This is a genomic window from Sinorhizobium fredii (assembly GCF_002944405.1).
GTDB lineage: Bacteria > Pseudomonadota > Alphaproteobacteria > Rhizobiales > Rhizobiaceae > Sinorhizobium > Sinorhizobium fredii_C.
Map to the genome: position 1 here is coordinate 819,021 of NZ_CP024310.1, position 21,948 is coordinate 840,968.

The following is a 21,948-nucleotide window of genomic DNA, read 5'->3' on the forward strand; positions in this document are numbered from 1 at the left end:
CAGATGTATGAGAAGGAGAAAGACCTCATAAGCGCATTCCTGCGCGGCGAGGTGGACCGCCGCGGGATGCTGAAGGGCCTCGGTGCGGCAGGTCTGACGGCAGGCACCGCCGGCACGTTGTTCAACATGATGTCGACCCGGGCGCTTGCCGCCGATTTCGACTGGAAGGCGCATTCCGGCAAGTCGGTGAAGCTGCTCTTGAACAAGCATCCCTATGCCGATGCGATGATCGCCAACCTGCAGACCTTCAAGGATCTGACGGGCATGGAAGTCACCTACGACGTCTTCCCGGAGGACGTCTATTTCGACAAGGTGACGGCGGCGCTGTCCTCGAGTTCGTCGGAATACGACGCCTTCATGACCGGCGCCTACATGACCTGGACCTACGGCCCGGCCGGCTGGATCACCGATCTCAACGAATGGATCAAGGATACGACGAAGACCAACCCCCAATATGGCTGGGATGATTTCCTGCCGGGCGTCAAGGCGTCCTGCGCCTGGAACGGCCAGCCGGGTGGCGCGCTCGGTTCGGAAGACGCCAAGCAATGGTGCATTCCCTGGGGCTACGAGCAGAACAACCTCTCCTACAACAAGGAGATGTTCGACAAGGTCGGGGTCGGCGTTCCGAAGAACCTCGATGAACTACTGACGACGGCCGCAAAGCTCACCAAGGACGTCGGCGGCGGGGTCTACGGCATCGGCGTACGCGGCTCGCGCTCCTGGGCGACGATCCATCCGGGCTTCCTTTCGGGCTATGCGAACTTCGGCCAAAAGGATTTGAACGTCTCGGCCGACGGCAAGCTTTCGGCCGCTATGAACACGCCGGAATCGAAGGCCTTCCACGCCAAGTGGGTGCAGATGATCCAGGAGAGCGGCCCGAAGGACTGGTCGACCTATACCTGGTACCAGGTCGGCACCGACCTCGGCGCCGGCGCCTCGGCGATGATCTACGACGCCGACATCCTCGGCTACTTCATGAACGGCGGCGATAACAAGATGGCTGGCAAGCTTGCCTATGCGCCGTTTGCCGCCAATCCGGCCGCCTCCGCACCGACGCCGAACATCTGGATCTGGTCGCTGTCGATGTCCAACTTCTCCAAGGACAAGGACGCGACCTGGTACTTCCTGCAATGGGCGACGGGACTTGAGCACGCGATCTTCGGCGCGACGAAGATGGATTTCGTCAACCCGGTGCGGGCGACCGTCTGGAAGGACGAAATCTTCCGCGAGCGGCTGAAGAAGAGCTATCCGGGCTATGTGGAGATGCACGACATTTCCGCGCCGGGCGCCAAGATCCACTTCACCGCCCAGCCCCTGTTCTTCGACCTCACCACCGAATGGGCGGCAACGCTCCAGAAGATGGTGGCGAAGGAAGTGCCGGTCGACGAGGGGCTCGACAAGCTCGCCGAGAGCATCAATCGCCAGCTCGCGGAAGCAGGACTCGGCTGATCGCCGGCGGCGCCGGCCCGCACGCCGGGCCCGGCACACCGCAACGAATGCGCATACGAGGAGGGGGTCTGGCTGCGCCGGCCGCGGCCGGCCCCTTCATCGCCTTTCGAAATGGCATTTGAACGGAGCTGGCCATGGCTTCAGTGACGCAATCCGGGGCAACGCCCCGCGGTTTCAGGATCAGCAAGAAGGTTCTGCCCTATGTGCTTTCCCTGCCGGCGCTTCTCGTCTGCATCGGCATCCTGATCCCGTTTTTCTCGGCGGTGGTCTATTCCTTCCAGCGCTACCGGCTGAGCCAGCCCTGGGCGCGCCAGTTCAACTGGGGCGAGAACTACCTGAATTTCTTCACCGATTCCGGCTTCTGGAATACGCTCAGGGTCTCGCTCGTCTATGCCGGCACCACGGTGGTCCTCGAACTGCTGCTTGGCCTCGGCATTGCCCTGCTTTTGCAGCGACGCTCGACCGTCAACAATTTCATCTCGATCATGCTGCTCTTGCCGCTGATGACGGCGCCGGCGCTGGCGGCTCTGATGTGGAAGCTGATGACCAATCCGGGCTTCGGCATCCTCAGCTACTTCGCCAGCCTGATCGGCCTCGAGAATTTCCGCTGGGCCTCCTCGCCAGACACGGCGCTCCTGACGGTCGTGCTCGTCGACATCTGGGTCTACACGCCCTTCATCATGATCTTGCTGCTTGCAGGCTTGCGTTCCCTGCCGACCCAGCCCTTCGAGGCGGCGGCCCTCGACGGCGTGCCGCGCAGCTTCGTGTTCTTCCGCATCACCCTACCGATGCTGACGCCCTACATCCTGACGGCGACACTCTTCCGGCTGCTCGACTCGATCCAGCAATTCGACATCATCTATGCGATGACGCAGGGCGGCCCGGGCGATACGCTGACCGTCTTCCAGGTCGAGGCCTATCTCAATTTCTTCCAGTCGACCAATGTCGGCCGTTCCGCCGCGCTGCTGATCATCCTGTGGGCGATCACCTACATTCTGTCGAACGTCTTCATCAAGAACTGGCTCCGGCTGCGCGAGCGCGCCCGCGGCGAGGCGTAGAGAGGTCAAGATGGAAGCCATGTCTCCGCTCGAACGGCTCCTGCGCGGCGTTGCCCTGACGCTGGTCGTCGTCTTCTTCATGTTCCCGATCGTCTGGATTTTCCTGATGTCCTTCCAGACAAACGAGACGATCCTCAGGATACCGCCATCGGTGGTCTTCACGCCGACATTGGACAACTATGCGGCGCTGATCACCGGAAAGCTGCAGACCGCCGCCGGCACGCTCGACATCGCCTTCATGCGCAATCTTGGGAACTCGGTGTTCTTGTCGGTCGTATCCGTCGCCGTGGCGCTCGCCCTCGGCGTCCCCGCCGCCTACGCCTTCGCGCGGCACAAGTTCCGGGGTTCGGAGGATATCGCCTTCACGCTGCTCTCCTTCCGCTTCGCGCCGCCCCTGCTGGTGCTGCTGCCGCTGACCCAATATTTCCAGTGGCTCGGCCTTGCGAACACCTATTTCGGCCTCATCTGGGTGTATCAGCTGATCTGCCTGCCGCTCATCCTGTGGATCGTGCGCGGCTATTTCGAGGACATCTCGGCCGATGTCGAATATGCCTATCGCATTGCCGGCCATTCCTGGTTCTCGACCTTCCGCAAGATCGCCCTGCCGCTGGCAGGGCCGGGCATTGCGGCGGCCGGCCTGCTCGCCTTCATCTTCGCCTGGAACAACTTCGTCTTCGCGCTGGTGCTGGCCTCGGCCGACAAGCAGCCGGTGACGGTCGGCGCGCTTGCCTTCGTCACGGCCTCAGGCATCCAATACGGCCAGATCGCCGCGGCGATCGTGCTGTCAATCACGCCGACGCTCGCTCTCGCACTCTACGCCCAGCGCTACCTCGTCGAAGGCCTGTCGCTCGGTGCGGTGAAGGGATAATCGCTGATGACGACACTGCAGTTGAAGAACATCGTCAAAAGGTACAAGGGCCAGACAGTCCTTGATGATCTGTCGCTCGATGTGTCCGATGGCGAACGGCTGGTGCTCTTCGGCCCGTCGGGCGCCGGCAAGACGGTGCTGCTGAGGCTCGTTGCCGGCGTGATCGATCCGGACGAGGGCCGCGTGCTGATCGGTGGCGACGACCTGACCGACGTCGATGCGGAGCATCGCGGCGTCGGCATGGCCTTCCAGAATTTCGCCCTGTTCCCGCATATGAGCGCCTTCGACAATATCGCCAGCGCGCTGACAGCCCGCAGGTTCTCGAAGGAGGCGATCGCCGCCGGGGTCGAGAAGGTGGCAAAGCTCCTGAAGATCGACCATGTGCTCAGCCACCATCCGAAGGCGCTTTCCAATGGGCAGAAGCAGCGCACGGCGCTTGCCCGGGCGCTGGTCGGCTCGCCGCCGCTGCTCCTGCTCGACGACCCCTTGCGCAACGTCGATGCCAAGCTGCGCTTCGAGATGCGTCTGGAACTGCCGCGTCTTCTCGCCGCCCAGGGTGCGACCGTCGTCTACGTCACCCAGGACTATAAGGAGGCGATGGCGCTCGGCGACCGGATCGCCGTAATGTTCGAGGGACAGCTTCGCCAGATCGGCACGCCGGTCGACATCTACGACACGCCAGCGGAACTCGAGATCGCCCGGCTGTTCGGCGACCCGACGATCAACCTGCTCGACGTCGTGCCGCAGCGCGGGCCGGACGGCGCCTTTGCCGAACTGTCCGGCGTTCGCCTTAGGCTGCCGGGGTTCGGGCCCGAAATCGTCGGGAAGGCCTGCGTTCTCGGCATCCGGCCGGAAAACATCACCTTCACCGAGGCGTCCGCGCCCGGGGCAATCCCCGTCACGGTCGAGGCCGAAACGCCGCTCAACGAGAAAACCGTTACCCTGACGCTAACGGCGCGCCGCCGGGAAATCCTCGTTTCGCGCCCGGCGGGCACACCAGGCCCGCAGGCCGGGCCGGCGCACCTTGCGGTCAACAGCCGGACGACCCTGCTGTTCGACAAAGGCAGCGGCCGGCTGATGCGGCCGTCGGAGCCTGCCTCCAAGCGGAATGGAGAAGCGGCATGACCGACATTGCGCTCCTGCTGAAGGATGTCGACAAGTTCTACGGGCCGATCGACTACGGCGTCCATGCCGTGAAGAAACTCAGCATGGATGTCAGGAAGGGCGAGATCATCGCGCTCCTTGGCTCGTCTGGTTGCGGCAAGACCTCGACGCTCAGGATGATCGCCGGCTTCGAGGCGGTGTCTCGCGGCAAGATCTCGCTTGGCGGCCGCGAAATCCAGACATTCCCGCCGGTTCGCCGCAACGTGGCCATGGCCTTCGAAGGCTATTCGCTTTATCCGCCGCTGACGGTGCGGGAGAACATTGCCTTCGCGCTCAAGGCCTCGAAGCTGTCGCAGAGCACCGTCGACGAGAAGGTGGCCAGCATCGCCAGGCTGCTCGAGATCGAGGACATACTCGGCCGCTATCCAAGCTCGATCTCCGGCGGCCAGCAGCAGCGCGCCTCGCTCGGCCGGGCGCTGATCCGCGACGCCAGCCTGCATCTGCTCGACGAGCCGATGGGGCAGCTCGAGCCGCAATTGCGCGCCGTGCTGCGCGGCCGCATCAAGCACTACATCAAGGAACGCGGGCTGACCGCCATTCTCGTCACCCACGACCAGACCGAAGCAAATGCACTTGCCGACCGCATCGCCGTCATGGAGGGCGGCGTGCTGCAGCAGTTCGACACGCCGCAGCGGATCAAGGAGCGGCCGGCCAATCTCTTTACCGGCACCTTCGTCGGCGAGCCGCCGATGAACGTCTTCGAGGCGAGCGTCACCGCCTCCGAAAGCCGCCTGGCCTTCGGCCTCAAGGACGGCATCCGGCTGGAATATGCCGCTTCCGATTTTTCCCATGCGGTGCGCGATGCGCTGAGAAAGCGCCAGCGGGTGGTTCTCGGCGTCAGGCCCTATGCGGTGAAACGCAGCGCCGACGGCGTCACCGGCCGCGTCGCCGTCAACCAGTGGCTCGGCGACCAGACGCATATCGCCGCGGATTTGGCCGGCGGGACGCTGGTGCTGGTGGAGCACGATCGGGCAAGGCTCGAGGTGGGCCAGCCGATCGGCATTCGCCTCGAGCCGGCGAGCCTGCATGTCTTCGACGTCGAGAGCGGCGCGGCGATCTCGCATGGGGAGGAGCTCGCCTGATGCGCGACATCCTGATCGGCATCGATGCGGGGACGTCGGTCATCAAGTCGGTCGCCTTTGACCTCGGCGGCCGGCAGCTCGCCATGGCGGCCGTTCCGAACAGCTACGAGGCGGTGGGGCGAACCGGCAGCGTGCAGGACCTGCGCCGCACTTGGGCGGACACCGTGAAAACCCTGGTCGAGCTCTCGGCCAGGATCGAGAACCTCCCTGGCCGCGTTGCCGCGATCGCGGTGACCGGTCAGGGAGACGGCACGTGGTTGATCGACAGCGACGGTGAGCCGGTCGGCAAGGGCTGGCTCTGGCTCGATGCGCGGGCCAGCGAAACGGTCGAGCGGCTGCGCGGCGACAGCGGCGATGTCGAGCGTTTCGCGCATACCGGTTCGGGACTTGCCGCCTGCCAGCAGGGGCCGCAACTGCGCTGGATGCTGGAAAACGCGCCGGAGATGCTGGAGGGAGCCGCCACGGCCTTCCATTGCAAGGATTGGCTCTATTTCAACCTCACGAAAAGGCGCGCCACCGATCCATCGGAGGCGAACTTCACCTACGGGGACTTCCGTACCCGGCAATATTGCGACGCGGTGATTTCCTTCCTCGGTCTCGAGAGGCTTACGCATCTGCTGCCGGAAATCGTTGACGGGGCGGCGTCGCATCATCCGCTCTCTAAGGCTGCCGCCTCGGCCACCGGCCTTCCGGTCGGGACGCCCGTCGTACTCGGCTATGTCGACGTGGTCTGCACGGCGCTCGGGGCAGGGCTTTATGATCCGGGAACCGATGCAGGCTGTTCGATCATCGGCTCGACCGGCATGCACATGCGGCTGGCGAAGAGCGCCGACGACGTTCGGCTCAACCGCGACCTGACCGGCTACACCATGTGCATGCCGATCCCGAACACCTATACGCAGATGCAGTCGAACATGGCGGCGACGCTCAACATCGACTGGATCCTTTCGATCGCCGGGGGTGTGCTGAAGGGTATGGGGGTCGAAAAGTCCAAGGGCGAGTTGCTCGCCCACGTGGATGGCTGGCTTGAGGAGGCAAGGGGCACGCCGCTTCTCTTCGAGCCCTATATTTCCGAGGCCGGCGAGCGCGGGCCCTTCGTCGACGCCTCGGCGCGGGCGTCCTTCGTCGGGCTGTCGAGCACCCATGGCTTCGGCGACATGGTGCGGGCCGTCTTCGACGGCCTCGCCCTTGCCGCCCGAGATTGTTATGCCGAAATGGGGCCGCTGCCGGAACGCATTCGGCTGACCGGCGGTGCGGCGCGCAGCGCCTCTTTGCGCCGCATCCTCGGCGGTGCGCTCGGCGCCAGCATCCAGACCAGCGAACGCGAGGAGGCGGGCGCCGCGGGCGTCGCGATGATCGCTGCCGTTTCGCTCGGCATCTACGCCTCGATGGCCGATTGCGTGGCCGATTGGGTGCGGCCGCACCAGCGCCCCGCCGAGCCGGCCGACGGCGAACTGGTCCGGCGCTACGACGCGCTTTTCCCCGCCTACCGGCAATCGCGCCTTGCGCTCAGGCCCGTCTGGCACGCGCTCTCCCACGCGGCCGGCTCGGGAGATCAACAGGACAAACCGAAATGAAGAAGATTGCCATCATCGGCGACCGGTTCATGCTGCCGGAGGTGTTCCGCGACAAGATCGTGGAGGCCTGCGGCGACGGGCATGAGATCCGCACGGTTGAACAACCTTGGCCGGATGTGCCCATGGAGCACGGCTACGCGGTCGAGGGCATGGACGGGCTCAAGGAATATCTCGGCAAGCCCGCCGAGATCATCCGTTTCGTCGGTGACGCCGAAATCCTGGTGACGCAGCTTGCGCCCTTGTCGCGGGCGATGCTTGCGGAGCTGCCGAACCTGAAGCTCGTCGCCGTCTCCCGCGGCGGGCCGGTCAATATCGACATGAGTGCCGCCCGCGATGCCGGTGTGCGGGTCGTCAACACGCCGGGACGAAATGCGAGCGCCGTCGCGGAGTTCACGATCGGCGCCATTCTCGCCGAGACGCGGCTGATCCGGGTGGGCCACGAGGCGTTGCGCAAGGGCGAATGGCGCGGCGATCTCTACCGCGCCGACCGCACCGGCCGCGAGCTTTCGGAATTGACCGTCGGCGTCGTCGGCTACGGCAATATCGGTGCCAAGGTCGTCCGGCTGCTGCGCGCCTTCGGCACCAAGGTGATCGTCCACGACCCCTATGTGCAGCTCAGCGCCGAAGACCGCAACGCCGGTGTCGAGCACGTCTCCCTCGACGACCTGCTGGCGCAATCGGACGTGGTGACGCTGCATCCACGCGTCACTGCCGAAACGCGAAACATGATGAATGCGGAGGCCTTCGCGAAGATGAAGCCGGCGGCGATCTTCGTGAACACCGCGCGCGGCCCGCTCTGCGATTATGAGGCGCTTTACGAAAACCTCGTCAGCGGTCACCTGTCGAGCGCCATGCTGGAGACATTCGCGGTCGAGCCGGTGCCGGAAGACTGGCCGCTCTTGAAGTTGCCGAACGTGACTCTGACGCCCCATATCGCCGGCGCCTCGGTCCGGACCGTTACCTATGCAGCCGAAATGGCGGCGGAGGAGGTGCGCCGCTACATCGTCGGCCTGCCGCCGGTCAATCCGTGCTGAGGGGAGGGCGATGAGCGAGCCCGGGACATACGACCTATTCGTTATCGGTGGCGGCATCAACGGCGCGGGCATTGCCCGCGATGCAGCCGGCCGCGGCCTTTCCGTGCTGCTCTGCGAGAAGGACGATCTTGCCCAGGGCACGAGTTCGCGGTCCGGAAAGCTCATTCATGGGGGCTTGCGCTATCTCGAATATTACGAGTTCCGGCTGGTCCGCGAGGCACTGATCGAGCGCGAGGTGCTGCTCCGATCGGCGCCGCACATCATCTGGCCGATGCGCTTCGTGCTGCCGCACAACCCGGCCGACCGACCGGCTTGGCTTGTCCGCCTCGGCCTGTTTCTCTACGACCATCTCGGCGGCCGCGAGCGCCTGCCGGGCACGCGGACGCTCGACCTCAGGACGGCGCCGGAAGGCGCGCCGATCAAAACGTCCTATCGCAAGGCGTTCGAATATTCCGACTGTTGGGTGGACGACGCCCGGCTGGTCGTCCTGAGCGCCCTTGATGCGGAGCAGCGAGGCGCCCGAGTCCTCACCCGCACCGCCTGCACGAGCATCCGCCGCCGCGGCGAGCTCTGGCAGGTCGAGATGACTGATGCCGGGACCGGTGCGAGGACGGAGGCGCGGGCGCGCTGCGTCGTCAACACCGCCGGCCCCTGGGTCAACGACATGATCGGCCGGGTCGCCGGGCTCAGCTCCCGCCGCAGCGTCCGGCTCGTCAAGGGCAGCCATATCGTTGTGCCGAAGTTCTGGGAGGGGAGGCAGGCCTATCTCGTCCAGAATCCCGACAAACGGGTCATCTTCATCAATCCCTATCAGAACGATCTGGCGCTGATCGGTACCACCGACATTCCCTACGAGGGACGGCCGGAGGACGTTGCCGCCGATGCCGACGAAATCGTCTATCTGATGAGATCGGTGAACCGCTATTTCAAGCAGCAGCTCAGCGAGGCAGACATCATCCAGAGCTTCTCCGGGGTCCGGCCGCTCTATGACGACAATGCCGAGAATCCTTCTGCGGTGACGCGCGACTATATTTTCGAGTTGGATGCGGCGAACGGCGAGGCGCCGCTGCTTTCCGTCTTCGGCGGCAAGATCACCACCTTCCGCAAGCTTTCCGAACATGCGCTGGAGCGGTTGAAATCTTTCTTTCCGAAAATCGGTCCGGCCTGGACCGCGGGTGCCCACCTGCCGGGCGGCGATATGGCGAATGCGGATTTCGACCAATTCCTTGGAGAGCTGCGCGCCTGCTATCGCTGGCTGCCGGCCGATCTCTTGAAGCATTATGCCAGGCTTTACGGTACGCGGACCCACGCACTGATCGACGGGGCAACGTCGCTCGACGAGCTCGGCACCGGCTTCAGCCGGCTCTTCCGCGAACGCGAAGCCCGCTTCCTGATCGAAACCGAATGGGCACGGACGGCGGAGGATCTGCTCGAGCGTCGCACCAAGCATGGCCTGCATATGAGCGAAGCCGAGAAGCGGGCCTTCGGCGGCTGGCTCAAGGGTCAGCAGGCGGCCGCATGAGAAAGGGGCAGGCGATGTTGCGAAGCTCCGAATTCGAAGCGCTTCTAGATCTGTCGGCGCGGATCGGCGCCGATCCGGAGCTCGTCCAGGGCGCCGGCGGCAATACCTCGATCAAGGAGGGCGATACCCTCTGGATCAAGGCTTCAGGACTTTGGCTCGCCGAGGCCCGGGCGCGCGATATCATGGTGCCGGTCGCGCTCGATCCGCTGATCGACGCACTGGAGCGCGACGATCCGGCGGCGGAGAGGGCCCAGGACTTCGTCATCGAGGAGCTCAACCCATCCGGCCTCCGGCCGTCGATCGAAACCACGGTGCACGCGCTGATGCCGCAGAAGGTGGTCATCCATGTGCATTGCGTGGCGACGATCGCAGCCGCCGTGCAGACCAATGCGGCGGCCATCGCGGCCGAAAGGCTTGCCGGCATTCCCCATGCTTTCGTTCCCTATGCCCGCCCCGGCCTGCCGCTCGCCAGAGCGATCGGCGAACGGATCGATGCCGATACGGCCGTGCTGGTGTTCGGCAATCACGGGCTGGCGGTCGCCGGCGATACGATCGAAGATGCGGCGCTTCTCCTCGTCGACGTCTCCGAGCGGTTTGCCGGCCTCGTGCGCCAGGCTCCGCCCGCGGACCTGTCGGCGCTGTCGCGCCTCGCCGTCAACAGCGCCTATCGTCTTCCGGAGGAAGAAAGACTGCATGACGCCGCAACTGATCTCGAAAGCTGCAGGATCGCCGCCGGCGGCAGCCTCTATCCCGACCATGTGATCTTTCTCGGCAAGGGTTCGGTGATCGCCGCGCCGGAGGATACGGCTCTTGCGATCGAGGCGCGCTTTCTTGAAGCGCGAGAGCCTTTACCGCCGGTTCTCCTTTTTCCGGGCAAGGGGGTGCTGGTCCTCAAGGATATAACCGCCGGGGCGCTTGCGATGGCCCGCTGCCTTTCCGACGTGGCGGCGCGCATTCCGGCGAGCGCGCGGCTGCGCTACCTGACGGATGCCGAGAATGCCGAGCTTCTCGGCTGGGATGCGGAAAAATACCGTCAGCAGCTGAACCGCGCCGGCCAGGTGCTGCAATGAGCGGTGGAGACGGGCTCGTCCTCGGCATCGATATGGGCACGTCCGGTGCCCGCGCCGTGGCAATGGACGAAGCCGGGAACGTCGCCTCCTCGGGCGCCGCCAAGCTCGGCGCCTTTTCCGAGGACCATCGCGATCCGATCGGCTGGTGGAAGGCGGTACAGGCCGCACTTCTGGAGGCGCTTGTGGCAATCGATCCGGTGCGCGTGCGTGCAATCAGCATCGACGGCACGTCCGGGACGATGTTGCCGGTTGCGGCCGACGGAGAGCCGCTTGCGGCGCCGCTGATGTACAATGATCCGGTCGGCGACCCGGCCATTGTCGACCGCATCGCCGCACATGCGCCGCTGGAAAGCGCCGCGCACGGCGCGACCTCCGGTCTCGCCAGGCTGCTGGCGTTTCAATTGTATCCCGGTGTCTTCCGCGTGGTCCACCAGGCCGACTGGCTCGCAGGGCATTTGACCGGCCTCTACGACGTCACCGACGAGAACAACGCGCTGAAGACCGGCTACGATCCCGTCCAACGGTGCTGGCCGGACTGGTTGGCGCGGACCGGTGCGCGGGTCGAGCTGCTGCCGGACGTCCAGCCGGCCGGAGCGCCCATCGCGACGATTTCACCGGCGGCGGCGGACGTCTTCGGCCTGCCGCGCGATACGGTCGTCGTCGCCGGCACGACGGACGGCTGCGCCTCGTTCCTCGCCACCGGCGCCGACGGGCCGGGCGATGGGGTCAGCGCGCTGGGCACGACCCTGACGGTGAAGATGCTGTCGGATCGCCCGCTGTTCGCTCCGGAATTCGGACTCTACAGCCACCGGATCGGCGACATGTGGCTTGCCGGCGGTGCCTCCAACACCGGCGGTGCGGTGCTTGCCGCGCATTTCAGCGCCGAGCGGGTCGGCGAACTTTCGGCGGAGATCGATCCGGCAACCGCGACGGGTCTGGATTTCTATCCGTTGACGAGACCGGGCGAACGCTTTCCGATCGCCGATCCCGCGCTGATGCCGCGCATGACGCCGCGCCCGGCAGATGACGCGGAGTTCCTGAAGGCGATCTTCGAGGGGATCGCGGCCGTCGAGAGCCTCGCCTATCAGCGGCTCGCCTCACTCGGCAGCCCACCGCTTCGGACGGTCCGCAGCGTCGGTGGCGGCGCCGGGAACAGGGCCTGGACGGCCATCCGCGCCCGCAAACTCCGCGTGCCCTTTCTGCCGCCGCGCTCCCAGGAAGCGGCCGCCGGCACGGCGCGGTTGGCACTGTCCGGTGCAAAACAAGCGGGGGTGCTATGAGTGCCGTCCGGACAATCCCCGGCCTCTCGGTGATCGCCGAGGCCTATGATGCCTTCCTCATCGACCAGTTCGGCGTCTTAAGAGACGGGCGCGGGCCATATCCGGGTTCCGCCGAGGCGCTTGTCCGCCTCAGGCAGGCCGGCAAACGCATCATCATCCTTTCGAATTCCGGCAAGCGCTCGGCGGAAAACGACCGCCGGTTGGCAGCGCTCGGCTTCGAGCCGGGCAGCTGGGACTGGTTCCTGACCTCGGGCGAGGTTGCCTGGCAGCTGCTGAAGCGGGAAGAGGCAGCCCCAGCGGGAGGGATGCGCAAATGCCTGCTGATCAGCCGCGACGGCGATCTGTCGCCGCTGAATGGCCTGGATCTCCTTCGGACGGAGAGCGGCGAGGAGGCCGACATCGTGCTGCTCGCGGCAAGCGAGGGCGACGTCCATCCGCTTGGCTATTACGAGGATCTGCTTCGGCCCGCGGCGCAGCGCGGTGTCCCCTGCCTCTGCACCAATCCGGATAAGGTGATGCTGACGCGGACCGGGCATGCCTTCGGCGCCGGACGTATTGCTGAGCTCTATGAGGAACTCGGCGGTAGGGTGCGCTGGATCGGCAAGCCGTTCCGCGACATCTACGATTTCGCGCTCGATTTCCTCGGCAAGCCCGATCCCACGCGGGTCTGCGCGGTCGGTGACAGCGTCGAGCATGACATTGCCGGTGCCGCAAACGCCGGGCTCGGCTCTGTGCTGGTCACGACCGGCATTCTCGAACGGCAGTCGGAGGAGGGGCGCCACAGCCTGTTCGCGGCACACGGCGCCACGCCCGATTTCCTCCTGCCGAAATTTCTCTGGTAGCCAGGAGCCCGGCCATGCCCTTCACCCTGTCGCTCAACACCAATCCCCTGGTCAACCGCTTTGCCGAGCCGGACGATCTGATCGACGCGATCGCCGAGCGGATCCGGATCGGCCACGTGCAGCTCACCCACGAATTCGTCAATCCGAGCTGGCCGGCGGCGACCATCAGCAAGGTGACCCGGCGGTTCCAGGCGGCGCTTGCCCGCACCGGCGTGAAGATCACCTCCGGCATGACCGGACCCTATGGGCGGCTCAACCATTTCGGCCATCCCGACCCGGATGTGCGCCGCTATTATGTCGACTGGTTCAAGACCTTCGCCGATATCTCGGCGGAACTCGGCGCCTCCGCCATCGGCACGCAATTCGCGATCTTCACGCTGAAGGACTATGACGACCCGGTGCGGCGCGAGGAGCTGATGGTGGTCGCCATCGACTGCTGGCGCGAAGTGGCCGAGCACGCTAAGGCGGCGGGGCTCTCCTATCTCTTCTGGGAGCCGATGTCGGTCGGCCGCGAATTTGGCCACACGATCGCGGCGTGCCGGGAACTGGACGGTCGCCTCGCGCGGGCCGAGTTGCCGATCCCGTTGAAGATGATGGTCGATATCGATCATGGCGACGTGACGTCCGACAACCCGGCCGACATCGATCCCTACGCCTGGGCGAAAGCCTTTCCGCGGCGATCGCCGATCATTCACGTCAAGCAGTCGTCGATGAACAAGGGAGGCCATTGGCCCTTTACCGCCGCTTACAACAAGGATGGCCGCATTACGCCCGAGCGCCTGCTCGATGCGGTGAGGAGGGGCGGGGGAACGGACAACGAGATCTGCCTCGAACTGTCGTTCCGCGAGCGCGAGCCCACCGATCACCAGGTGGTCCAGATGATCCGCGAGTCCGTGGAATACTGGGAGCCTCATATCGAGACCGGGCTGAATGATGAGAAAGATCACACATCAACATAACAAAATATCGCAAACAAGTTGAAAAATCACATAATCATGTTATCTCTCTGTTGAGATGCGTAGCGAAAGACCGCGGCGCCGAGAGGATGATGGCAGTGAAACCGGAAGACAGGCGACAGGCGATCATGGACGTCCTGATGGAGGCGGGCACGGCCTGGGTCGAGGACCTTTCCATTCGCTTCGGCGTCAGCAAGATGACCGTGCATCGCGATCTCGACGACCTGGAGCAGGCCGGCCTCTTGCGCAAGGTCCACGGCGGCGCGTCGATCCAGTCGAGCCCGCAATTCGAGAGCGACTTCCGCTATCGCGAAAAGATCGCCACGGCGGAAAAGCGACGGATTGCCGAACATGCCGCGACGCTGATCGAGCCGGGCCAGAGCATCATCATTGACGACAGTTCCACCGCCGGTGCAATTGCCGCATGCCTCAAGGACATTCGTCCGCTCACCGTCATCACCAACAATCTCGGCGTCATTGCCGAGCTATCGGGCGCACCGGGCATCAACCTGATCGCGCTCGGTGGCCAGTACAGCAAGAAATTCAACGGCTTCTTCGGCATCGTCACGGAGGAAGCACTGCGATCGCTCAGAGCCGACGTCGCCTTCCTGTCGAGTTCGGCAATCGAGGGCGCCACGGCGTTCCACCAGGACCAGGAGGTCGTGCAGACAAAGCGGCAGATGGTGAAATCGGCGACGCGCAAATACCTGCTCGTCGATCACGGCAAGTTCGGCCGCTCCGCCCTGCATTTCCTGACCGGGCTCGACGTTTTCGATGCGGTTCTGACCGGCAGCGAGGTTTCGAAGGACCATGCCGCCACCCTCGGCGAGGCCGGCATCAAGCTCATCGCTGTCAGTGATCAGAAAATAGCGGAGAAGGCATGAGCAAGTCGCAGGTCTGGGTCGGCACCAGCTGGAAGATGAACAAGACGCTGTCGCAGGCGACGGCCTTCGCCGAGGCCCTGGCGGCTGCCGATGCGGAGCGCGACCCGCGCATCCAGCGCTTCGTCATACCACCGTTTACGGCGGTCCGCGAGGTGAAGGAGAGGCTGAAGGAGACGAGCGTCAAGGTCGGCGCCCAGAACATGCATTGGGACGATGCCGGCGCCTGGACCGGCGAGATTTCTCCCTTGATGCTGAAGGATTGCGGGCTCGATCTCGTCGAGCTCGGCCATAGCGAACGCCGCGAACATTTCGGCGAGACCGATCGCACCGTCGGGCTGAAGACGGCAGCGGCCGTCAGCCATGGTCTCGTCCCGCTGATCTGCATCGGCGAAACGCTTGCCGAACGGGAGGCGGGCGAGGCCGATGCCGTTTTGAAGCGTCAGGTGGAAGGGGCGTTCGCGCTTCTCGAAGGCGACGCCAGAAGGGCGCCGGTCCTGCTCGCCTACGAGCCCGTCTGGGCGATCGGCGTGAACGGCATACCGGCGACCGCCGACTATGCCGACGCCCGCCACCGCCGGATTGCTGAGGCGGCCGCGGCGGCGCTCGGCGCCGCGGTGCCGGTGCTCTACGGCGGCAGCGTCAATCCCGAAAACTGTAAGGAGCTGGTCGCCCAACCGCATATCGACGGCCTCTTCATCGGCCGCTCCGCCTGGGAGGTCGGCGGCTATCTCGACATTCTGAAGCGTGTCGCCGGCGCGATCTGACCGGCAAAGGTTTGGAACAAGTGCGGAAAGGAAGCCCCATGAAAATCGCAATCGGTGCAGATAGTGCAGGCAAACCGTTGCTCGATGTCATTGCCGCTCATCTCGCCGGCCGGAGCGACGTCGAGGTCAAGGATCTGAGCCAGGCAGGCTTCTACGCCGAACTCTCGGAGCATCTGGCAAAGACGATCACGGCCGGCGAGAACGATCGCGGCATCCTGATCTGCGGCACCGGCATCGGCGTCTGCATCTCGGCCAACAAGGTGCCCGGTATCCGCGCGGCGCTCACCCACGACACCTATTCGGCCGAGCGAGCGGCGAAATCCAACAACGCCCAGATCATCACCATGGGCGCGCGGGTCATCGGTCCGGAACTCGCGAAATCGATCGTCGATACCTGGCTCGCCTCCGAGTTCGATCCGCAAGGTCCGTCGGCCGGCAATGTCCAGGCGATCGATCGTCTGGATGCAGGCAAATAAAGCTCCGTTTCCGCATCGCCCCGTGATCCTCCCTCGGGAAGTGCGGCGTTGACGCCCGGCAGCAATGCCGGGTGTTTTCGTTGCGGAGTTACTTTTCGCTGCGAATACCTATCCCGGGCTCCTCGGCGCCGCGGTAGTGGCTCGGCGGAGCGCCGATGACGCGCTTGAAGGCGCGGCTGAACGCCGCCTCCGAATCATACCCCAGCCGTCGAGCCACGATGGAGATGCGCATGCGGTCGCGGCTGAGCCACTGGCGCGCCTGATGCATGCGCACCTGCGTCAGGTAGCGCGCCGGCGTCTCGCCAACGACGGAATGAAACTGCTGGGCGAAGCCGGATCGCGAGGCGCCCATGACGCGGGCGAGCGTATCCACCGTCCAGTTCTTTTCGGGATCGAGATGGATGGCGGCGATCACCCGGCCGATCGCCGGATGCCGAACCGCGGCCATCCAGCCGCTGGTGTCGCCGCACCCGTGCTCCACCCAGGACCGGATGATCAAAGCGGCGAGCACGTCGGCGAGGCGCGCCAGCACGCCGCCCGAGCCGACGCGGCTTGCGCCGACCTCGCGCGCCATCGCCTCGAGCAGATGCGGGATCGCCGGCTCGCTGGCGGTGAGCGCGTCGATGCGCATCACGTCGGGCATCAGACGCAACAGGGGGTGCATGGCGTCGAGGTTGAATTTCAGGCTGCCGCAGAACAGGATCGTCGTCTCGCCCCTGCCCCCGCCCCAGACGTCGTAGACGCAGTGGCACACCTCGCGGACGGAATAGGTCTCGAGCGGCGACAGCGGCTCGCCCGGCGCGCTCGCCAGCGCATGCTCGATGCCGCGTGGCAGCAGCACGGCGTCGCCGCGTTTCAATTCGATCCACTCGCCATCCGGAGCGCGCAGCCAGCAGGTGCCGCAGATGAAGTGAAAGCGCGCCGCCTCCTGGGCCAGGAAGCGAATTCCCCAGGGCGCCGCCAGTTCGCAGCGCCCGTAATCGACGCCGTCGAGGCGCAGGCCCCGGAGCATTTCGGTTAGGGAGTCATCGGTGGTTGCAGTCGGAAATTTGGACGAACGATCAAGCATTCCGGAATTACTAACATGGAATATCCAGCAGGTCACGGCTTATCTAACGAGAACTCGGATCGTTGGAGATTGCTTTGATGACAGACATAGCGACAAGCATGGATGCTCCCCTTGTGGCCACTGAGATCGAAGAACGCAGCGAGCCGGCCTGGGCCGGCGTCATCTCGCTAGCGCTCGGCGTGTTCGGCCTCGTCACCGCGGAGTTCCTTCCCGCAAGCGTGCTGACTCCGATGGCGGCCGATCTCGCTATCAGCGACGGTACCGCAGGGCAGGCGGTCACGGCGACCGCCGTGGTCGGCGCCATCGCCGCGCCGACGATCGCGATCGTCACCCGCGGATTTGACCGCCGGCTTGTGCTCTGGGGTTTTACCCTTGCTCTGATCCTCTCCAGCTTGCTCGCCGCCATGGCCACCAACCTCACCATGCTGCTTGCAGCCCGCGTCATCCTCGGGATCGGGCTCGGCGGCTTCTGGTCGATGATGGCGGCGATTGCGCTGCGCCTCGTTCCGACGCGTCTCGTGCCGCGCGCCATGTTGATCATCTTCACCGGCGTCTCGCTCGCGACCGTCTGCGCAGCGCCCGTCGGCGCCTATATTGGCGATCTTTGGGGCTGGCGCGTCACTTTCCTGGTGGCTGCCGTGCTCGGCGTCGTCACGCTCGCGGTGCAGATGACAAGCGTGCCGCGCCTGCCGCCGCAATCGGTGCCGAGCATCAGGCTGCTGTTCGATCTATTACGCCGCCCGAGCATCAGCATCGGCATCATCACCGTCCTGCTCTCTGTCTCGGGTCATTTCGCCGGCTTCACCTATGTCCGGCCGTTCTTGGAAAAGATACCCGCCTTTGGCAGCGAAGCGATCTCGCTGACCCTGCTCGCCTACGGCGTCGGCGGCTTCTTCGGCAATCTGGCCGGCGGCTTCGTCATCGAGCGCAGCATCACGGCCGCCGTCAGTCTCGGCACGCTTCTCATCGCCGCGACGGCGCTGGCGCTGGTGGCCTTCGGTGCGAACGATCTTGTTTCGGCGGGCACCGTCACCCTCTGGGGCTTCGCCTTCGGAGCCCTGCCGGTTGCGGTCCAGACATGGATGGTCCGGGCGGCACCGGACCACGCGGAAAGCACCGGCGGACTGATCGTCGCCACGTTCCAGTTGGCGATTGCCGGCGGCGCGGTTCTAGGCGGCCTCTTCGTCGACGGCTTTGGACCGCTCGGCGCCATCAGTTATTGCGCCGCCGCAACGCTCGCTAGCGCGCTCTTCGTTCTGGCCTCCGGGCGCAGCATAGGGGTGTGAACATTGACTCCGCCGGAGCAATTCCTAGATGCCCCCTAAGTTTCAAAGGTCCTTGGGAGTATTGCGTGGCTGGTAGGTCCTTTCGCGCGGCAATGGCGCAGGTAATGAACGATGCGGATGTCGACGCGATCGCAGCGTCGGCAGCCGCAGAAGGCGCCGACATCATCGTCTTCCCGGAGAGGTTTTCGAACGGTTACAGCCGCTTCGATCCTGAAGATCCGGTCGCCCGGCAGGCCTGGATCGATGCGGCGGTGCCGATCGACGGCGCCTTTGTGAAAGGCTTTCGGGAGGCGGCGCGCAGGCACGGACTGGCGATGGTGGCGACCTTTCTCGAGGGCGGCAGCCCCCTTTCAATGCCGCAGTCCTGATCGACAGTCGAGGCGAGGTTGTCCTCCACCAGCGCAAGCGGCACGTCTGCTTCTTCGACGCTCCGGAAGAAGCCTGCGCCGCCGGCGAGACTTCCAGCGTGGCGCGGCTCAGGACTGAGGCGGGAGAGGTCACGATCGGCATCATGATCTGCATGGACCGAGAATTTCCCGACGTCACGTCAGACCTCGTGCGGGACGGCGCCGAAGTCATTCTCGTTCCGAACAGCTGTCCCTTGGTTGATGATCCCGCGGTCGGGGACGTCCGGATCGCAGGCGTGCGGGCGCTGGCGTTTCAATCTGTCCTCGGCGTGGCGGTAGCGAACTATCCGGCGCCGAAGGACGACGGGCGGTCCTTTGCGGTCGATGCTCTGGGGAGGATCCTCTCCATGGGCGGACCGCAGCCGGAACTCGTGTTCGCGGATTTTGATCCGGACCGGATCAGAGTTTTGCAAACAGAGGACTGGTTCCGGCGGGTCCGTTGAGGAGCAGCACCCGGGTCATTCCGGAACAAGGAACGCGACCGGGAAACCGTGGAAAACCTCCGAGATCACAATGCGTCGCTGCGAGTCGACGGTCGCGCCCGTTGCGAGGTTTCGCAATCGCCTCGGTTCGCACTCCTCCGGCCACAACAGGTAGGTGTCACGCCAAAGGTCGGAACGAACGGACAGCCCCTCTCCAAGATGCCTGAAGACGAGCCGTGGGACGAGGGTGACCGAAAGCTGATCCTCCCTGCGGCGCATGAATGCGGCGGCGTGTCGGGAGGCAGGGCCTTGGATATCCAAGGGGAGGTATTCGCCGCCCGCCAGCAGCGCCGCGCCTCGGCCTTGGCGATGGTTCAGGCAGAGCCTGATCAGCCACTGTTTGCAGTCTTCGAAGTCGCCGGCTGTCGGCTGACGCCGCAGGTCGCGCAGCGAGGGCCGCGGTGAGAAGCCGCGGCGGTTGTCCGGATCCACCAGCGAGAGGTCGAGGCGCTCGCTGCCCTGATAGATGTCCGGAATGCCCGGCGCGGTGAGTTTCACCAGCGTTTGCGAGAGGCTGTTGATCAGGCCGGCGCGGATGAAGGGCGCGGTCGTATTCTCGAAGTCGTCGAGAAAGGCTCGATTCTGCCAGTCGAGGATGCCGCGAAGAAATCCGGTGACCGCCGCTTCATAGGGCTCGTCCGGGGCATCCCAGCTCGTCCGGAGCTTCGCCTCGCGCAGCGCCTTCACGGCGAAGTCTTCCATACGCTCGCGCAGGGAAAGCAGATCCTTCTCGTCAGCGTGGGGTTTGATCGGCCAGGCGCCGAGCAGGCTCTGATAGAGAAACTGCTCGACGGAGGTTTCCGGGGCAAAGGCGCCAGGCTGGAGGCCAGCCCGGTTCATGTCGCGCCAGCGGTGGACTGCCGCCGCCCAGAGCTCCAGTGCCTCGCTGATCACGTAGAGGCGGGCGCGAGCGTCCTCGCCCCGTTTCGTGTCGTGGGTCGCGGTTGTCGACAGGCCGGCCGGGCTTCTGCTTCCCCGTTCCCGCATCCCCTCGTGGAACCGGAGGACGCCACACGGCGCCCAGGAGGGCGCAGCACCCACCTCATTGGCGGCGAGATAATCGCCGCGGCGGTAGAAAAACGTATCTTCGACCGCCTTGGCCATGACCGCGCCGCTCAATTGCTGAAAGCGCGCCCGCAATTCGGTCGCCGCCTGTCGATCCGTTTCGGCATCGTTCGACCTCAGGCAAGCCGTGATCGTCGCGATCTCGGCGCCGACCTCCGGTGCGGCAGCGCGTGACCGGGACTCGATCCCGTCGAGCATCCGCCGATCGTGCTCGCTTGCGCCACGGTCGCTGAGATAGGTGCGGTAAACCGGCATTGCTGCGATCAGATGGCGAATGGCCTCGGCGATTTGCTCGCTTCCGGCCGGTGCGTTGTCATAGCCCCGCGCCCGCCCAGCCAATGCGGCGAGCCTTCGGACTTCAGCGTTGAAATTGTGGCTCAGCACCTGCAGCTTGCTTTCGGTAACGGCCCTCTCCGTCGCGGATCGGTGATCTTCTCTCCAAAGCCCGGAAGATTCGTCGGAGAGCAGATCGGCAAGTGTCGAGATGAACTCGTAGCCCGTGGTGCCGTCGACCGGCCATTCCTCCGGCAGCACCTCGTTCGCCTCGAGTATTTTCTCGACGATGATATAGGTGTGCTCGCCGGCGCGTTCCCGCAGCCTGTGAAGATAAACCTCCGGATCGGCAAGGCCGTCAATGTGATCGACGCGCAGTCCGTCGACCAATCCTTCCTCGACAAGGCCGAGGACAAGCCTGTGGGTGGCCTCGAAGACCGCTGGATCTTCGACGCGAAGGCCGACGAGGCCGGCGATCTCGAAGAACCTCCGATAGCTGAGGTGGTCCCGCGCCGCTTTCCAGCTCATCAGCCGCCAGCTTTGCATGTCGTGAAGTCGCTGCAGCAACGGCTTGTCGGCGGAGACCCGCTGAAGATGCGCGTCGAGAGCGGCGGCAACAGGGGGCGTCTTAAGGAGAGAAGCCACTTCGGAGTGAAAGCCTACGGCATTGTTCGCTTCCGCTTTCTTGGCGACGCCGATCAGCCTGTCGAGAGCGAGGTTGCAACCTTCAAGGGCCGCCGGGTAGGAGGCGGGGTTGAGAGGGTAGAGGGCGTCGTAATAGGCAAAGGCCAGGCAGTTTCGGTCATGATCGAATGTCAGCCGTATGCTGCCGTCCGCCAGTTCCTCTTCGAACTGCCGGCCAAGAAACGGAAGTGTGAGCGGCGCACGCCAGTCGATGTCGAAATGGCCGGCGAACGCACTCGCCTGTCCCCATTCGACGACGCTGTGCCACCAACGGTTCTCGAGATGCGCGGCCATGTGGTTCGGCACGATATCGAGGATGATCCCGAGTCCATGCGCTCTCAGTTCTCCGACGAGCCGGCGTAACCCGTCGATACCGCCCAAGGCCGGGTCGATCTCGTTGAAGTCGACTATGTCATAGCCATGCGTCGAGCCGCCGACCGCGGAAAAAATCGGCGAGGCATAAAGGTGTGAAATGCCGAGATCGACGAGATGCGGGATCAACTCCGCGGCTTTTTCGAAGTCCATGCCGTTTCGAAATTGCAGTCGGTAAGTCGCTTTGGGCAGGGGCATGGCAGGTCGGTTTGACATCTATGCGGGCACAACACGCTGCGGCCGAGCTTTGTTCCGCGGGCGTAGCGGGAACAATCTCGGTTGAA

20 protein-coding genes are annotated in these 21,948 nt (G+C 64.8%); 18 read left to right on the forward strand and 2 right to left on the reverse strand.

The window, feature by feature from the left end; translation table 11 throughout:
* The first annotated feature begins 3 nt into the window (after positions 1-3).
* The 15 genes from NXT3_RS27610 (at position 4) to NXT3_RS27680 (ending at position 16,026) form a co-directional block, all read left to right on the forward strand.
* Positions 4-1,449, forward strand: a complete 1,446-nt coding sequence (locus NXT3_RS27610) for an ABC transporter substrate-binding protein (protein WP_037419627.1) — start codon at positions 4-6, stop codon at positions 1,447-1,449.
* Positions 1,450-1,583: 134 nt separating this feature from the next.
* A complete protein-coding gene (locus tag NXT3_RS27615) occupies positions 1,584-2,507 on the forward strand; it encodes a carbohydrate ABC transporter permease (RefSeq protein WP_037419630.1) in 924 nt (307 codons plus the stop codon).
* A gap of 10 nt (positions 2,508-2,517) precedes the next feature.
* Entirely contained in the window at positions 2,518-3,375 is an 858-nt protein-coding gene (locus NXT3_RS27620; RefSeq protein WP_097525931.1) for a carbohydrate ABC transporter permease, read from the forward strand.
* A gap of 6 nt (positions 3,376-3,381) precedes the next feature.
* On the forward strand, positions 3,382-4,500 hold the full coding sequence (locus tag NXT3_RS27625) for an ABC transporter ATP-binding protein (protein ID WP_104841064.1): 1,119 nt from the start codon (positions 3,382-3,384) through the stop codon (positions 4,498-4,500).
* On the forward strand, positions 4,497-5,621 hold the full coding sequence (locus NXT3_RS27630; RefSeq protein ID WP_104841065.1) for an ABC transporter ATP-binding protein: 1,125 nt from the start codon (positions 4,497-4,499) through the stop codon (positions 5,619-5,621). Before NXT3_RS27625 ends, NXT3_RS27630 begins: the two co-directional genes overlap by 4 nt.
* Positions 5,621-7,198 (forward strand): FGGY-family carbohydrate kinase, encoded by a 1,578-nt coding sequence (locus NXT3_RS27635; protein WP_104841066.1) that lies wholly within the window; start codon positions 5,621-5,623, stop codon positions 7,196-7,198. Before NXT3_RS27630 ends, NXT3_RS27635 begins: the two co-directional genes overlap by 1 nt.
* Entirely contained in the window at positions 7,195-8,232 is a 1,038-nt protein-coding gene (locus NXT3_RS27640) for a 2-hydroxyacid dehydrogenase (protein WP_104841067.1), read from the forward strand. The genes NXT3_RS27635 and NXT3_RS27640 overlap by 4 nt, the downstream gene beginning before the upstream one ends.
* A 10-nt stretch (positions 8,233-8,242) precedes the next feature.
* Entirely contained in the window at positions 8,243-9,754 is a 1,512-nt protein-coding gene (locus tag NXT3_RS27645) for a glycerol-3-phosphate dehydrogenase (protein ID WP_104841068.1), read from the forward strand.
* A 14-nt stretch (positions 9,755-9,768) separates the two neighbouring features.
* Positions 9,769-10,824, forward strand: coding sequence for a class II aldolase/adducin family protein (locus tag NXT3_RS27650; protein ID WP_104841069.1), 1,056 nt, complete (start codon positions 9,769-9,771; stop codon positions 10,822-10,824).
* A complete protein-coding gene (locus NXT3_RS27655) occupies positions 10,821-12,104 on the forward strand; it encodes an FGGY-family carbohydrate kinase (RefSeq protein WP_104841070.1) in 1,284 nt (427 codons plus the stop codon). Before NXT3_RS27650 ends, NXT3_RS27655 begins: the two co-directional genes overlap by 4 nt.
* Positions 12,101-12,946, forward strand: coding sequence for a TIGR01459 family HAD-type hydrolase (locus NXT3_RS27660; protein ID WP_097525939.1), 846 nt, complete (start codon positions 12,101-12,103; stop codon positions 12,944-12,946). Before NXT3_RS27655 ends, NXT3_RS27660 begins: the two co-directional genes overlap by 4 nt.
* 14 nt (positions 12,947-12,960) lie before the next feature.
* Positions 12,961-13,905 (forward strand): sugar phosphate isomerase/epimerase family protein, encoded by a 945-nt coding sequence (locus NXT3_RS27665; RefSeq protein WP_104841071.1) that lies wholly within the window; start codon positions 12,961-12,963, stop codon positions 13,903-13,905.
* 95 nt (positions 13,906-14,000) lie between these two features.
* The gene (locus tag NXT3_RS27670) at positions 14,001-14,786 is read left to right on the forward strand and encodes a DeoR/GlpR family DNA-binding transcription regulator (protein WP_097525986.1); all 786 of its coding nucleotides are present in this window, start codon (positions 14,001-14,003) and stop codon (positions 14,784-14,786) included.
* Complete coding sequence (locus NXT3_RS27675) at positions 14,783-15,550, forward strand: triose-phosphate isomerase (protein ID WP_104841072.1); 768 nt, start codon at positions 14,783-14,785, stop codon at positions 15,548-15,550. Before NXT3_RS27670 ends, NXT3_RS27675 begins: the two co-directional genes overlap by 4 nt.
* A gap of 38 nt (positions 15,551-15,588) precedes the next feature.
* Entirely contained in the window at positions 15,589-16,026 is a 438-nt protein-coding gene (locus tag NXT3_RS27680) for a D-erythrulose-4-phosphate isomerase (protein WP_097525942.1), read from the forward strand.
* An 88-nt stretch (positions 16,027-16,114) separates the two neighbouring features.
* Here NXT3_RS27680 and NXT3_RS27685 read toward each other — a convergent pair whose 3' ends face one another.
* Positions 16,115-17,095: an AraC family transcriptional regulator gene (locus NXT3_RS27685; protein WP_104841073.1), complete on the reverse strand. Its 981-nt coding sequence runs from the start codon at positions 17,093-17,095 to the stop codon at positions 16,115-16,117.
* Between the two features lie 77 nt (positions 17,096-17,172).
* On the opposite strand from NXT3_RS27685, the gene NXT3_RS27690 reads away from it, so the two are divergent.
* The 3 genes from NXT3_RS27690 (at position 17,173) to NXT3_RS33195 (ending at position 19,231) form a co-directional block, all read left to right on the forward strand.
* Positions 17,173-18,381 carry an MFS transporter gene (locus tag NXT3_RS27690; protein ID WP_104841074.1) on the forward strand — a complete coding sequence of 403 codons (1,209 nt, stop codon included), beginning with the start codon at positions 17,173-17,175 and terminating at the stop codon, positions 18,379-18,381.
* A 65-nt stretch (positions 18,382-18,446) separates the two neighbouring features.
* Positions 18,447-18,749, forward strand: coding sequence for a nitrilase-related carbon-nitrogen hydrolase (locus NXT3_RS33190; protein WP_337442188.1), 303 nt, complete (start codon positions 18,447-18,449; stop codon positions 18,747-18,749).
* Positions 18,749-19,231, forward strand: a complete 483-nt coding sequence (locus NXT3_RS33195; RefSeq protein WP_337442189.1) for a carbon-nitrogen hydrolase family protein — start codon at positions 18,749-18,751, stop codon at positions 19,229-19,231. Before NXT3_RS33190 ends, NXT3_RS33195 begins: the two co-directional genes overlap by 1 nt.
* 15 nt (positions 19,232-19,246) lie before the next feature.
* Here NXT3_RS33195 and NXT3_RS27700 read toward each other — a convergent pair whose 3' ends face one another.
* Positions 19,247-21,862, reverse strand: coding sequence for a malto-oligosyltrehalose synthase (locus NXT3_RS27700; RefSeq protein ID WP_199773452.1), 2,616 nt, complete (start codon positions 21,860-21,862; stop codon positions 19,247-19,249).
* Between the last annotated feature and the right edge of the window lie 86 nt (positions 21,863-21,948).